Raw genomic sequence first — 14,726 nt, 5'->3', positions numbered from 1 at the left:
ACTGGTATTGGGTCTAGCGGGTGTCCACCACCCGGAACACCTCGGCCATCCGCCCCGCGCCCAGACCGAACCGCAGGGCATTGCGGCCGAGCATCCTGGTCACCTCATCGCGCAGCCCGGACAGATGACTCGTCTGACTCGTGTGCGACAACAACGCCGCCATCTTGCGCTCGAACACCGCGCTCACCTCGACCGCGTGGTCCGGGTCCCCCGTCGGCGACAACCACGTCTCCGGCACGGTCCACTCCCGCAGTCCCTCCGCGTCCAGCAACTCGGGGTGCGCGAAGGGGTTCCGGGCGTCCGGGTAGATCGCCCGCATCGCCGCCTCGCCCGCCTCCAGATGATCCGGATGGCTGGGCGCGAGCCGCGTCCAGTCCCGCTCGGGACTGGGGATCACCATGCGCTGCGGCCGCACCTGCCGAATCACCCGGGTGATGTCGCGCCGCAGTTCGAGGGTCGCGGCCAACCGTCCGTCCGGGTAGCCGAGCCAGTACAGCCGCTTCACCCCCACGTGCGCCGCCGCCGCGGTCTGCTCGGCCCGCCGGATCCCGCCGATCTCGGATCGCGGCACCGCCGGGTCGAAGCCGCCCGCGTCCCCGTCGGTGACCAGGCAATAGCTCACCTCGACGCCGGCCTCGGTCCAGGTCGCCACCGTCCCCGCCGCCCCGTAGTCGATGTCGTCCGGGTGCGCGGCCAGCACCAGCACCCGTTCCACGTCACGATCGTCCAGCACGATGTACTCCCTTGATCGGATCGATCCCCGACCGGTGATCCACCGATCCCGATCGACGTGATGCCGGCGGCGAAAACCCGTCGTCGGCGCAATGATCTCCGCTCTGTACAAAGGGCCGAGCACGACTCGCTTGTTACCCACCTAGACTCGGGGAACGATGAGCAGCCTCTTCGACGACATCCCCCTGCCCGGTTTCGAGACCGCGGCCAAGAAGTCCCCCACGAGCCCCGCGGACGACATTCCGCTGCCGCCCGAGCCGGACGAGAACCACGTGTACGGCCTTCCGGAGGACTATCCGGACGACCTGTACGAAGGGCAGTACGCACCGCCGCCCGAGCCGCGCGACGCCTACTACCGCAACGGCGCGCCGCGCCCGGTCGTGGATCCGGCGCGGCTGCTGGACGGAATGAACCCGCAACAGCGCGCCGCGGTCGTGCACGAGGGGTCCCCGCTGCTCATCGTGGCCGGCGCGGGCTCCGGCAAGACGCGCGTGCTGACCCACCGGATCGCGTATCTGCTCGCGGCCCGGGACGTGCACCCCGGCGAGATCCTGGCGATCACCTTCACCAACAAGGCCGCCGCCGAGATGCGTGAACGGGTCGAGGCGCTGGTCGGGCCGCGCACCCGGGCCATGTGGGTGTCCACGTTCCACTCGGCGTGCGTACGCATCCTGCGGCAGCAGTACAAGAAGCTCGGCATGAGCTCGTCGTTCTCCATCTACGACTCGGCCGACCAGCAGCGGCTGATGGCGATGGTCTGCCGCGACCTGGACCTGGACCCGAAGAAGTTCCCGCCGCGCAAGTTCAACGCGCAGGTCTCCAACCTCAAGAACGAGCTGGTCGACCACGAGGACTTCGCGGCGAAGGCGATCAACGAGACCGAGCGCATCCTCGGTCAGGCGTACACGATGTATCAGGAGCGGCTGCGCCAGGCCAACGCGCTGGACTTCGACGACCTGATCATGACCACGGTGCATCTGCTCCAGGCGTTCCCGGACGTCGCGGAGCACTACCGGCGGCGTTTTCGGCACGTGCTGGTCGACGAGTACCAGGACACCAACCACGCGCAGTACACGCTGGTGCGCGAACTGGTCGGCGGCGCGGCGGGCAGCGGCCCCCGGCGCACGGTCGACGGCGACCTGGTGAACCCGGCCGAGGCGGGCCTGGCCGAGATCGAACCGGCCGAGCTGTGCGTGGTGGGTGACGCGGACCAGTCGATCTACGCGTTCCGCGGCGCGACCATCCGCAACATCCTCGACTTCGAGGCCGACTACCCCGACGCCACGACGATCCTGCTGGAGCAGAACTACCGCTCGACGCAGACCATCCTCAGCGCGGCCAACGCGGTGATCGAGCGCAACAGCAATCGGCGCGCGAAGAACCTGTGGACGGACGCCGGCGAGGGCACCCCCATCGTCGGGTACGTCGCCGACGACGAGCACGACGAGGCCCAGTTCGTCGCGGACGAGGTGGACCGGCTCACCGACGCGGGCAAGACCAAGCCGGGCCAGGTCGCGGTGTTCTACCGGACCAACGCCCAGTCCCGCGTGTTCGAGGAAGTCTTCATCCGGGTCGGGCTGCCGTACAAGGTCGTCGGCGGTGTGCGCTTCTACGAGCGCCGCGAGGTCCGGGACGTGCTCGCCTACCTGCGGCTGCTGGCCAACCCGGACGACACCGTCTCGCTGCGGCGGATCCTGAACGTGCCCAAGCGCGGCATCGGCGACCGGGCCGAGGCGTGCCTGGAGGTGCTCGCCACCCGCGACCGGATCCCGTTCGCCCGGGCACTGCGCCGCGCCGAGGACGCGCCGGGCCTGGCCAAGCGGTCCGCCAACGCGGTCAAGGGCTTCGTGCAACTGCTCGACGACCTCACCGCGGTCGTGGACGGCGGCGCGGGTCCGGCGACCGTGCTGGAGGCGATCCTGGAACAGACCGGCTACCTGGCCGAGTTGCAGGCGTCCAGCGACCCGCAGGACGAGACCCGGATCGAGAACCTCCAGGAACTCGCGGCGGTGGCATTGGAGTTCGAGCAGGCCCAGGCGCAGGAGGGTGGCGCCGGCACGTTGGCCGACTTCCTGGAGCGGGTCTCCCTGGTGGCGGACTCGGACCAGATCCCCACCGACGGCGAGGACGGCGGCGTGGTCACGCTGATGACCCTGCACACCGCCAAGGGCCTGGAGTTCCCCACCGTGTTCCTGACCGGTCTGGAGGACGGCGTCTTCCCGCACATGCGCTCGCTGGGCGACGCGAAGGAACTGGAGGAGGAGCGCCGACTGGCCTACGTCGGCATCACCCGCGCCCGGGAGCGGCTGCACGTCACGCTCGCGAAGATGCGCAGCGCGTGGGGCGCGCCGTCGTACAACCCGCCGTCGCGCTTCCTGGGCGAGTTGCCCGAGAAGCTGGTCGACTGGCGCGGCACGTCCCCGTCGGCGGCCAAGGCGCTGTCCGCGACCAAGTCGACGGTCGGCTCGCGCGGTGGCTTCGGCAAGGGCGCGCAGATCAAGGAACGGCCGATCGTCGCGCTGTCCCCCGGCGACCGGGTCACCCACGACAAGTTCGGTCTGGGCACCGTGGTCTCCACCGCCGAGACCGGCGACAAGGCCAAGGCCACGATCGACTTCGGCGCGGGCGGCGAGAAGACCCTGCTGCTGCGCTACGCGCCGGTGCAGAAGTTGTAGCGCGCGAACCTCGTCGCGCGAACGCGGGCGGGCCGGGCCGAGTGAATCGGCCCGGCCCGCCCGCGTTCGCGCGAGGAACCGCCGGGGAGAGGGAGGCGGACTAGCCGGAGATCTGGATCTCGTAGGGCGCCGACTCCACACCGGAGGCGGACACCACGCACAACTCCACCCGGCCCGGGTCCACGTCGACCGGGACCGGGACCACCACGCACGCGTCGGAGGGGTTGGCGAATCCGGTGTCGGCCGGGATCAGCGGGGCGTGCACGTGCACCGCGCCGAACTTGACCACCACCCGGGCGAGCAGGTCCGCCTCGTGCGAGCCGCCCGCCGCGAGGTTGATCCCGCGTACCTCGATGTCGTCGCCCTGGCGCACCGCCGAGTCCAGGTCGCCGCGGGTGCGCACGCGGACCACGGACAGGATCACCGGGCGGTCGTTCTCGGCCAGCTTGCCCGCGAGGTAGGTGACCACCGAGACCAGGGCGAGCGCGACCAGCGTGGCGGGGATGTCCGGGAGCCGGTCCGGGTCGCGGGCCAGGCCGACCACGACGAAGCCCACCGCGACCAGGTTGACCAGGACGTACTGCGCGTCCACGAAGGAGGCCCGGCCCGCGTCGTCGGTCACCAGGTCGCGCAGCGAGGCCTGGTCGGCGCGCAACTTCTGGAGCACGCGTCGGCCGACCTTGTCGCCGACGATGCGGCGGACCGCCACCGCGGCGAGCAGCGGCGCCGCCACCAGGGTGATCTGGTCCAGCGCGATGTCGCCGAGCCGGTCCAGGAGCCGATCGCGATCGCCGGTCCCGGACGCGGAGGCGAGCCGCATGCCCAGGAAGGCGAAGCAGTACATCAGCGCCACCATCCACAGCGCGGCGACCGCCTTGGAGGTGGACAGACGGCCGTCCAGGCCCCGTACGGGCGCGAACACGCCGCCGCCCGCCCGGGCGGCCCACCCGACCACGCTGAGCGCTCCGGCGACCACCACGGCGGCCACGATCCCGGCGGTGCGCGAGCCGGTCCAGCCGGCGCCGATCGCGGTGAGTGCCTGGACCAGGACCAGTACGGCGACCAGGAGCCACAACACGATCAGCGCGCGCCCGCCGAGCACGTGCAGCCAGGCGCGTCCCTGGGCCCGGCGCACTGCGGCCAACTCCTGTGCCTTGCCCCGCAGTTCGTCGGAGATCCACTGGCGCGCGCCGCCGTCGGAGTGGGCGACCGCCGAGGGCACACCCTCCTTGCGGGCCAATGCCCGCCGCAACGTCTCGAAATCGGCGACGGTCCTGCGGTATTCCTCCCGGACCACGCAATGACAGTCCGGTCCGTGCACACCGACACCGTGCGCCACTTCGCCACGCCCTCCCCACCACCACATACGAACGTGCTCGTTCAGCGGCACATTGTGCCGCATCCGAGGGAGGTCGCACGGGCCCGGTCGGGTGATCGCACGGATTGTCGATCGAACACCCGACGCAACGTCAACTTCCGTGTCCCACAAGGCGTCCCGCCGGCTCGCCGAGCAGACCCGGGCAAGTCCCGAACGGACCGCCGGCCCCCGTCCGAAATCGGGCGGAGGCCGGCGAAAGCACGTGCGAGCGGGTGGGGACTACTCCCACTCGATGGTGCCCGGGGGCTTGCTGGTGACGTCCAGCGTGACCCGGTTGATCTCCCGGACCTCGTTGGTGATCCGGTTGGAGATCCGGGCCAGCAGGTCGTAGGGCAGCCGCGACCAGTCGGCCGTCATGGCGTCCTCGGAGGACACCGGGCGCAACACGATCGGGTGACCGTAGGTACGGCCGTCGCCCTGCACGCCGACCGAGCGCACGTCCGCGAGCAGCACGACCGGGCACTGCCAGATCTCCCGATCCAGGCCCGCCCGGGACAACTCCTCACGTGCGATCGCGTCCGCCTCGCGCAGGATCTCCAGGCGGTCCGCGGTGACCTCGCCGATGATCCGGATGCCCAGCCCGGGGCCCGGGAACGGCTGGCGCCAGACGATCTCGGACGGCAGGCCCAACTGCTCGCCGACCGCGCGCACCTCGTCCTTGAACAGCTTGCGCAGCGGCTCGATCAGCTTGAACTGGAGGTCCTCGGGCAGCCCGCCCACGTTGTGGTGCGACTTGATGTTCGCGGTGCCGGTGCCGCCGCCGGACTCGACCACGTCCGGGTACAGCGTGCCCTGGACCAGGAACTCGACCTCCTCGCCGTGCGCGCCGGCCTCGGCGACCACCTCGGCCGCGGCCTGCTCGAACACGCGGATGAACTCGCGCCCGATGATCTTCCGCTTCTCCTCGGGGTCGGTGACCCCGGCGAGCGCGGTCAGGAAGCGCTCCTGCGCGTTCACCACCTTGAGCGAGACGCCGGTGGCCGCCACGTAGTCGCGCTCGACCTGCTCGGGCTCGCCCTTGCGCAGCAGCCCGTGGTCCACGAACACGCAGGTGAGCTTGTCGCCCACCGCGCGCTGCACGAGCGCCGCGGCGACCGCGGAGTCCACGCCGCCGGACAGGCCGCAGATCACGTGCTTGTCGCCGACCGTCTCGCGGATCAGCTCGACCTGCTCCTCGACGATGTTGACCATCGTCCAGTTCGCCGAGAGCTTCGCGCCCACCTTCAGGAAGCGCTCCAGGATGGCCTGGCCGTGCTCGCTGTGCATCACCTCGGGGTGGTACTGCACGCCGTACAGCCGCGCCCCGTCGTTCTCGATCGCGGCGACCGGCGCACCCGCGCTGGTCGCGGTGACCGTGAAGCCCTCGGGCGCGCCGGAGACCGAGTCGCCGTGCGACATCCACACCGACAACGCGGTGGGCAGCCCGTCGAACAGCGTGCTGGTCGTCCCGGTCACGGTCAGCGGCGTCGCGCCGAACTCGGCGAGACCGGTCTTCTCGACCACGCCGCCCAGCGACTGCGCCATGGCCTGGAAGCCGTAGCAGATGCCGAGCACCGGCACGCCGGCCTCGAACAGCGCCGGGTCGATGCTGGGCGCGTCGTCCGCGTACACCGAGGAGGGGCCGCCGGACAGGATGATCGCGGCCGGCTGCTTCGCGAGCATCTCCGCCACGGGCATGCTGTGCGGCACGATCTCGCTGTACACGCGGGCCTCGCGCACCCGGCGGGCGATGAGCTGGGCGTACTGGGCACCGAAGTCGACGACGAGGACGGTCTCGGTGCCGCCCCCGTCCGGGCTGGCAAAGGTCACGAGGGGCCTTCCGGCGAAGCGAAAAAAGGGGTGGATGCCGATTCTACCGGCGCCGCCCGGGTGACCCCGGCTGGTGTCCGCGCCGGCGGGCCCGGCATACTGACGGCCATGTCCTCGTTCGGCGTGACGCGCAGCTTTACCTATGGCACCGGGATCCCCGGCGCCGCCGTCACCGCCTGAACGAGTACAGCCACAGGCAGACGAAGACGCCCCGGGTCCGGTACCCGGGGCGTCTTCGCGTTCACCGCCGCCGCCCCGGAGCACGGACCCTCTCCGGAGAGCAGGCCATCGATGGCAGACACCACCACGAACCCGCAGTCCCCCGACGACGTGATCGGCGCGGGCCGGGCCCGGATCGACGATCTCGACCGGCGGATCATCGCGCTGATCACCGAGCGGGTGGACACCTCGGCGGAGATTCAGCGGGTCCGCGTCGCGTCCGGCGGGAATCGGGTGCAGTTGTCCCGCGAGATGGAGGTGATCGCCCGCTACCGCGAGGGCTTGGGCAAGCCGGGCACGACCGTGGCGCTGACGCTTTTGGAGCTGTGTCGGGGTCGGGTCCGGCCGCAGGCGTAACCTCACCGCGCCGGCCGTCGTTGTGACTGATGGCCGGCCCGCTTGATGCGCGGGCCGGGCAACGCAGGACCGCCGACGCGATGAGGCGCGCTCAATCGGTGCGCCGTGGGACCTCGCGTTGGTGCCGTGACCGGGACGCAGGGGACAGCAACCGGTCACAACCCCGCCGGTGGCCGGTGTCGGGGACGCTCGACACCGGCCGCCGCGCCTTGGGCCGATCCGCGGATCGGCCCGAACGCGCCGCGCTTCGGCGTGCCTCATTCACCGCAAAGCGGATCTTTCACGCCATTGCCGCCGGCAGCGCCAAGAGTAGCGGGATTCCCGGCCCGGTTCGGTGGTTCCGCGGAACCGCGGAGCCGAGCCGGGGACGTCCGGTTAGCGCAAATGATGATCATTAATCGTTCGATAGATGTCATTTTGTCCCGACTTTCCGGCGCCCATCCCGGGCTCCCCCGGCGATCGGAATTCACCCTTGCGCACCCGCACGCCCCGCGAGCCGCACGCCGCGCCGGCGCGCACCGCACCGCGCGCGGCCGCACCGGCAGAGCGTCGGCGCGCACGCGGAATCGGCGCGCGCGGGGTCGGTCGGCGCACGCGGCGGGTCAGCGCACCCGGAGGGTCTTCATGATCCGCAACGACAGGGTCAGCGAGCGGGCCCACTGCTCGTCGCTCATGCCGAAGGGCGCGGCGATCGGGAGCAGCCGCTGGGTGGCCACGGTCTGCGCCTCGGTGAACTTCATGATCCCCTCGGCGCCGTGCCGTCGGCCGAGGCCGGAGTCGCCCATGCCGCCCATCGGCGCGCCCGCGCTGCCGTACGCCGCCGCGTAGCCCTCGTTGACGTTGACCGTGCCCGCGCGCAGCCGCCGCGCGAGCGCGCCGCCGCGCCGGGTGTCGCGCGTCCACACGCTCGCGTTGAGCCCGTACGCGGTCTCGTTGGCGCGGGTGACGACGTCCTCCTCCTCGGTGAACGGGTACACGGACACCACCGGCCCGAACGTCTCCTCGGCGCACACCGCCATCTCGGGCGTGACGTCGGCGAGCACCGTCGGCTCGTAGAACAACGGACCCAGGTCCGGTCGCGCGGTGCCGCCGATCAGCACCCGCGCGCCCGCCTCCCGGGCCTCGTCCACGTGCCTGCTCACCGCGTGCAACTGACGGCGGGAGACCAACGAGCCCATGTCGGTGTCCCACGAGAAGCCGGCCGCGAGCCGCATGGTCTGGATCCGGGCCAGAAAGCGGTCCAGGAACGCGTCGTGGATGTCGGCGTGCACGTACATCCGCTCGATCGAGATGCACAGTTGTCCGGCGGAGGAGAAGCACGCGCGCACCGCGCCCTCGGCGGCCCGGTCCAGGTCCGCGTCCGGCAACACGATCATCGCGTTCTTGCCACCCAACTCCAGCGACGCGCCGACCAGGCGTGCGGCGGCCCGCTGCGCCACCTCGCGGCCGGTGCGGGTGGAGCCGGTGAAGCCGACGTAGTCCGCGCCCTCGACCACGGCGGTGCCCACCACCGGGCCGTCGCCGAGCACGATCTGCCACAGGTCCTCGGGCAGGCCGCACTCGATCAGCACGTCCTGGGCCCACAGCGCGGTCAACGCGGTCTGCGTGTCCGGCTTCATCACCACCGCGTTGCCCGCGACGAAGGCCGGGATCGCGTCGCCGATGGACAGCGCCAGCGGGTAGTTCCACGGCGAGACCAGGCCGACCACGCCCTTGGGGTGACGCACCTCGATCGCCTTCGTCAACACCGGCAGCGCACCGGCCCGACGGCGCTCGCGCAGGTAGCCCGCGGCGCGCCGGCCGTAGTGCCGCGAGCACAGCGCGACGTCCAGGACCTCCTCGAACGCGTGCTTGCGCGCCTTGCCGGTCTCGGTCTGGATGATGTCCAGGATCTCCGACTGACGCTCCAGGACCTTGTCGTGGAACCGCAGGAACACCGCCGTGCGCTCGCGCACCGAACGTTTGGCCCACGCGGTCTGCGCGAGCCGCGCGCGGGCGAACGCGGAGATCACGTTCTCCGGGGTGGACTCCGGGAGTTCGGCGATCGGCGAGCCGTCGAACGGACTGCGGGTGGTCACCATCGTCGGCACGGGGCCGGTCACGACGCGACGGGCGAGCCGCTCGGCGGGCAGGCTCGGCAGGTCGATGGATGCTGCTGCGGGCGCGGGCGCTGCGATGTCCGTCATGCCGTCCAGCCTAGACAGCACTACTTGGCGGTAACAAGAACCGTCCGGTGCGCGGCGGGCACGGCACGTCCGTGCCCGCCGGATCGACCGGCCGGCGCCGCTCAGTCCGTGTCGAGATCGGCCAGCGCCGACTCGATGGTGCGGTGGTAGGTCGGATACGCGTACATCATGTCCCGCAGTGTGGCCACCGGCACCGCCGCGCGCACGGCGACCACGAGCGCGCCCAGGATCTCGCCGCCGGCCGGGCCCACGGCCGTCGCGCCGACCAGCACGCCGCGGTCGACGTCCTCGATCACCTTCACGAAACCGCGCGCGCCGGTGATGTGGCCGCGCGAGGAGGCGGCCAGGTCGGCGAGGCCGATCCGCACGGTGAGCCCGGCGGCCCGGGCCTGATGCTCGGTCAGACCCACCGCGCCGATCTCCGGGTCGACGAACGTCACCCGCGGCAGCGCGCTGTGGTCCGCGTCCGGGCCCGCCGCGCCGCGACCGATCGTGTGCAGGACCGCCTTGGTCACGATGGCCGACTGGTACATCGCCACGTGGGTGAACGCGCCCTGCCCGGTGACGTCGCCGACCGCCCACACCGCCGGCGGCTCACCACCGGGCCGCACCCGCAACTGCCCGTCCACCGGCAGCGCGTGCGCGTGCGGATCGACGCCGAGCGCCTCGGCGCCGAGTGCGGCCATGTCCACCCGCCGGCCCGTGGCCACGAGCAGTTTCTCCGCCTCGATCGAGCGCCCGTCGGACAACGAGAGGGTGAACGTCCTGCCGTCGTACGCGACCCGCTCGGCCCGCACGCCCAGGTGGATCCGCACACCGTCCTCGCCCAGCGCCCACGCGGCCGTTTCCGAGGACTCCGGGTCCTCGACGGCCAGCACCCGTTCGCCGTTCTCCACGATCGTCACGTCGGTGCCGAACCGGGCGAACACCTGGGCGAGTTCCAGACCGATCGCGCCGCCGCCGAGCACCGCGAGCGAGCGCGGCGCCCGGTCGGCCTCGATCGCCTCGCGGTTGGTCCACAGCGGGGTGCCCGCGAGGCCCTCGATCGGCGGCACGAACGCCTTGGTGCCGGTGCCGACCACGATCGCGTGCCGGGCCCGGAAACGCCGCACGACGCCGTCCGCGTCGGTCGCCTCGACCGTGTCCACGTCGGTGATCCGGCCGGCGCCCCGAACGAACGTCATGCCCTTGTCGACCAGTCGGTCCACCGCCGCCCGGTCGTTCCAGTCGGCGGTCAACTCGCGCACCCGCGCGGCGACCTTCGACCAGTCGGGATGCTCCCGGTGCCGTGCCTCGCCGGCCGCGTGCACCATCGCCTTGGACGGGATGCACCCCCAGTACGGACACTCGCCGCCGACCAGGCCGTCCTCGATGCCCACGACCTCCAAGCCGGCCGAGGCCAGGTTGCCGGCGACGGCCTCACCGCCCACGCCGAGACCGAGGACGATCACGTCGACGTCGAGGGGTGCGGAAGTTTCGGGGCGCTGCGTGGTCACTTGCGTACCTCCGGGGATGGCTGGGCTCCCCCGGACCGTACCCCGGGGCTCGGCCCGAACTCACGCGTCAGCGGCCCTGAAAGGACTCCGTCATCTTGTCGAACCGGTCCCGCGAGAACGAGTCCCAGTTCGACTCGTAGGACGCCACGTACAACGCGTAGTCCGTGTTGCCGTTCGTCACGATGCCCAGATTCATCGCGTGACTGGGCACCCGCTTCGTGGTGTCCTCACCGATCGGGTCGCCCTGCCAGGTGTACTCCCACAGCGCCGCCTTGCGCGAGCCGGGCGGAACGGGGGTGAAGTCCCGCAGTTGCAGCCGGTTGTACGCGGTCCGCTTCTGCGCCGTCGGCTCGATCGTCTCGAAGTTTCCCTTGGGATCGTTGCCCACCGGGGTCGCGCCGATCAGGTAGACCGTCTTCTTGTCCGCCGTCAGGTACTTGATCTGGTCGCGGTTGACGCCGGTCAGACTGCGAGTCGCGCCCGAGGGCATGAACATCGAGAACCCGAGCGGGTCGCGGACCAGTTCGTAGCCGGCGGGCGGGTTGGCCGGTCGGCCCGAGACGGTCGGGGGAGGCGTCGTCGGGGCAGTGCTGCCCGGCGGTGTGGGGTTCGGCGCGCTGCTCCCCGTCGGCCCCGGGGTGACCTCGCCCGACGAAGCCGGGTTCGTCCCCGCCTTGTCGCCCTTGTCCTTGTCCTTGGTGACCACGAGACCCACCACGACACCGCCCACGATCAGCGCGACCACGAGCGCGACGACCGCCACGACCCGCCCTCTGCCGCCACGACGCGGCTCCGGCGTCGGCCGGTACGGCTCCGGCGGGGTCGGCGGCCGGTGCGGCGGGTCGCCGACCGGCGACCCGGTGCGGGTCGACGACATCGCCGCGTCGGCGGGCGAGTGCGCCGGCTGCGACCACGCCGTGGGCGGCGTGTTGCCGCCGGGGTGCTGGGTCGCGCCGCTGTCGGAGCCGGGCTGCGCGTGCTGGTGCGGGTCGTACGCCCCGACCGGGGTGGTCGGGGTCTGCGGTGCGGGACTGTGCGTGGGCGGCGGAGGGACCGCGTCGAACTGCCGCGACGGCGTCGAGTTCGCCACGTCGCGCAGGATCCGGGCGCCCTCCTCGACCCCCATCCGCAGGTCCGGGTCCTTGATCAGCCAGCCGTCGATCACCGGTTCGAGCCCGCCCGCGTGCCGGGGCGGATCGGCCTGATCGGTCAGGATCGCGTTCAGCGTGCTGATCATCGTGCCCCGGCGGAACGGGTTCCGGCCCTCCACCGCCATGTAGAGCACGACCGCCAGCGACCACAGGTCGGCGGCGAGCAGGGGACGCTTGCCCTCGGCCCGCTCGGGCGCCAGGAAGTCCGGCGAGCCGACCAGCATGCCGGTCGTGGTGAGCGTCGCGGTGCCGGTCGCGGTGGCGATCCCGAAGTCGGTGAGCACGACCCGACCGTGCGGGGTGACCAGGATGTTCGCGGGCTTGACGTCGCGGTGCAGCACGCCCTTGTCGTCGGCGGCGAGCAGCGCGTCGAGCACCTTGATGCCGAGTTCGGCGGCGTCCGCCGGGGTCAGCGTGCCCTGGGTCTCCAGGATCTCGGCCAGCGACTGGGCCTCGACCAGCTCCATCACGATCCACGGGACGCCGCCGTCCTCGACCACGTCGTGGATGGTGACCACGTTGGGATGACCGATCCGGGCGGCCGAACGGGCCTCGCGCAGCGTGCGTTCGCGGGCTAGCTCCTTCTCCTCGTCGTCGAGGTGGTCGGGCAGTCGCAACTCCTTGATCGCGACGTCACGGTGCAGCATCTCGTCGACGGCACGCCATACCGTGCCCATGCCGCCTCGGCCGAGCATGGTGCCCAACCGGTAGCGCCCGCCGACGATCCGGCCGCGCGTGCCCCCGGTCTGTGCCACGTACCCTCCCCGCGTCAGCCGACTGTCCCGCCGGCCATCTCCAGACTAGAACCCGTCACATTAGATGCGACCCCGGGATCGGCGGGAGGAAGCAAGCCTCGGGCGCGTCGACCGCCCCTGGAGGGTGTCCTCGGTCCCTTGTCGGGCGACCGAGGACACGCCCTCGACCGGGCGGGCGATCGGGGATCGCCGGCACACCCTACGGCGTGCCGGCCGACCGGGATCAGTTCGCCGCCGTCGCGTCGCCCTGGTTCCGCGGTGCGCCGCTCGCCCCGCCGCCGCCCTTCGTCGGGTCGATCGGCGGGCGCGTGGTCGCCGGAGCCGTGGTGCGCGGGGGCGAGGTGGTGGTCGGCGGGCGCGAGGTGGGCGGGCGCGACGTGGACGGGTTGCCCGTGTTCGAGGTGGTGGGCCGAGAGGTGCGAGTCGACCCGCCGCCCTGGCTGCTGTTGCCCGAGGTGCCGGTGCCGCTCTGTCCGGTGCCGGCCGAACCGCCCGCGGTGTGCAGCACGTCGCTGCGGTTGCCGGTGCCCTGCGGGTTCGCGGCCGCCGAGGCGCCCTGCGACGAGCCGCCCTGCCGGGGCGCGTCGGAGTTGCCGCCGTTGCCGCTCTGTCCGCCCATCGCGGCCGGCACGCAGATCGCCAGCGCGGTCACCGCCGCGGCGACCATGCCGCCGAGGAGGATGGTCTTGCGCCGCTTCTTGGCCGCGCGGTCGCCGGGGGCCGCGGCACCCGCGGCCGCGCCGATCAGCACCGGGTTGGGCCGGTCGTCGGCGGTCTCCGACCCGTGGACCGCGTCGGCGGGCGAATAGGCGTGCGACCCGGTCAGCGGATACCCGCCCGTCGCACCGTCCGGATCGGCCCGGCTCACCGCGCCGAACGGCGGCGCCGGGCTCACCGGCGGTTCCTGCTGCCAGATCGGCGGCGGCATCTGCGGGGTATGCGGGGTCTCCGGCGACTGCGGGGCCTGCTGCCAGGACGACCGGGTCACGCCCCGCACACCGCCCGGGTCCTCCACCGTCGCCGTCCCCGGCGGGATCGGCTCCGCGCTCGGCTCCTGGGGAACGGGCGCGCCGCCGCTGACCATCGCGGCCATCAGCAGACGCTCGGTGTCGTCCTCGTCGGCCCGCTCCAGCGGGTCCTTGCGCAGCAACGCCTCGATCGCCGGCCACAGCGCGCCGGACTGGCGCGGCGGCGCGGGCTCGTCGGTGAGCACGGCGCTGAGCGTGTCCATCGCGCCGGTGCGCCGGAACGGCGAGAAACCCTCCACCGCCTGATACAGCGTCACCCCGAGCGACCACAGGTCCGAGGCCGGGCCGGGCCGACGCCCGAGCACCCGTTCGGGCGCGAGGTATTCGGGCGAGCCGACCAGCATCCCGGTCGCGGTGAGCGTCACCGAGCCGGCCACGGTGGCGATGCCGAAGTCGGTCAGCACGATCCGACCGCCGGGCGCCATCAGGATGTTGCTGGGCTTGACGTCCCGGTGCAGCACGTCGGCGGCGCGCGCAGCGCGCAGCGCGGCGAGCACCGCCAGGCCGACCTCGGCCGCCTCGTGCGGGGCCATCCGGCCCTCTTCCAGCACGTCGGTGAGAGAGGGGGCGCGGACCAGCTCCATCACGATCCACGGACGCCCGTCGTCCTCGGCGACATCGAAGATGGTGACCACGTTGGGGTGGGTGATCCGGGCCGCCGCGCGGGCCTCGCGCAGCGCGCGCTCGCAGCGCCCCTGGGTCTCCATCTCGTCCAGGTCGTCCGGTATCCGGACCTCCTTGACCGCGACGTCCCGGCGCAAGAGCTCGTCGAAGGCGAGCCAGACCGTGCCCATCCCGCCGCGCCCGAGCGGTTCGCCCAACCGATAGCGCCCATCCACCAGGCGGCCGTGCGAGCCGCTGTCGTGTGCCACGTGGTCCTCCCCAGACCGTGGACACCACCGATCCGCCCCGTCGGCGCGTCATTGGCGTCACGGGTAAG

General features: G+C 72.1%; 9 protein-coding genes. 2 read left to right on the top strand and 7 right to left on the bottom strand.

The genetic code is table 11. The features are described from left to right. Positions 1 to 13: 13 nt before the first annotated feature. Complete coding sequence (locus tag OG948_RS22535; RefSeq protein ID WP_406298227.1) at positions 14 to 733, bottom strand: PIG-L deacetylase family protein; 720 nt, start codon at positions 731 to 733, stop codon at positions 14 to 16. A gap of 157 nt (positions 734 to 890) precedes the next feature. Here OG948_RS22535 and pcrA point away from each other — a divergent pair, with 157 nt between their 5' ends. Then, positions 891 to 3,407 carry a DNA helicase PcrA gene (gene pcrA, locus OG948_RS22530; protein WP_406298226.1) on the top strand — a complete coding sequence of 839 codons (2,517 nt, stop codon included), beginning with the start codon at positions 891 to 893 and terminating at the stop codon, positions 3,405 to 3,407. Between the two features lie 100 nt (positions 3,408 to 3,507). On the opposite strand, the gene OG948_RS22525 is transcribed toward pcrA, so the two are convergent. Both OG948_RS22525 and guaA read right to left on the bottom strand, forming a co-directional pair. Continuing rightward, positions 3,508 to 4,704 carry a hypothetical protein gene (locus tag OG948_RS22525; RefSeq protein WP_406298225.1) on the bottom strand — a complete coding sequence of 399 codons (1,197 nt, stop codon included), beginning with the start codon at positions 4,702 to 4,704 and terminating at the stop codon, positions 3,508 to 3,510. Positions 4,705 to 5,004: 300 nt separating this feature from the next. Further along, positions 5,005 to 6,594 carry a glutamine-hydrolyzing GMP synthase gene (guaA, locus tag OG948_RS22520; RefSeq protein WP_406298224.1) on the bottom strand — a complete coding sequence of 530 codons (1,590 nt, stop codon included), beginning with the start codon at positions 6,592 to 6,594 and terminating at the stop codon, positions 5,005 to 5,007. Positions 6,595 to 6,885: 291 nt separating this feature from the next. On the opposite strand from guaA, the gene OG948_RS22515 reads away from it, so the two are divergent. Beyond that, entirely contained in the window at positions 6,886 to 7,170 is a 285-nt protein-coding gene (locus OG948_RS22515; protein ID WP_406298223.1) for a chorismate mutase, read from the top strand. A gap of 602 nt (positions 7,171 to 7,772) precedes the next feature. Here the strand turns inward: OG948_RS22515 and OG948_RS22510 are convergent. The 4 genes from OG948_RS22510 to OG948_RS22495 form a co-directional block, all read right to left on the bottom strand. Continuing rightward, the gene (locus tag OG948_RS22510; RefSeq protein ID WP_406298222.1) at positions 7,773 to 9,356 is read right to left on the bottom strand and encodes a succinic semialdehyde dehydrogenase; all 1,584 of its coding nucleotides are present in this window, start codon (positions 9,354 to 9,356) and stop codon (positions 7,773 to 7,775) included. A gap of 101 nt (positions 9,357 to 9,457) precedes the next feature. Beyond that, positions 9,458 to 10,852, bottom strand: coding sequence for a dihydrolipoyl dehydrogenase family protein (locus OG948_RS22505; RefSeq protein ID WP_406298221.1), 1,395 nt, complete (start codon positions 10,850 to 10,852; stop codon positions 9,458 to 9,460). 67 nt (positions 10,853 to 10,919) lie between these two features. After that, complete coding sequence (locus OG948_RS22500; RefSeq protein WP_406298220.1) at positions 10,920 to 12,758, bottom strand: serine/threonine-protein kinase; 1,839 nt, start codon at positions 12,756 to 12,758, stop codon at positions 10,920 to 10,922. Positions 12,759 to 12,981: 223 nt separating this feature from the next. Beyond that, complete coding sequence (locus OG948_RS22495; protein WP_406298219.1) at positions 12,982 to 14,658, bottom strand: protein kinase domain-containing protein; 1,677 nt, start codon at positions 14,656 to 14,658, stop codon at positions 12,982 to 12,984. Positions 14,659 to 14,726 lie beyond the last annotated feature (68 nt).

Origin of the sequence: Embleya sp. NBC_00888, from assembly GCF_045207655.1 — a bacterium.
Classification (GTDB): Bacteria; Actinomycetota; Actinomycetes; order Streptomycetales; family Streptomycetaceae; genus Embleya.
This window is presented reverse-complemented; position numbering and strand designations above follow the sequence as displayed.

Bases quoted from the DNA above. Each gene is read 5' to 3' on its own strand.
- pcrA (WP_406298226.1), top strand. From the start codon at position 891: ATGAGCAGCCTCTTCGACGACATCCCCCTGCCCGGTTTCGAGACCGCG.
- OG948_RS22515 (WP_406298223.1), top strand. From the start codon at position 6,886: ATGGCAGACACCACCACGAACCCGCAGTCCCCCGACGACGTGATCGGC.
- OG948_RS22510 (WP_406298222.1), bottom strand. From the start codon at position 9,356: ATGACGGACATCGCAGCGCCCGCGCCCGCAGCAGCATCCATCGACCTG.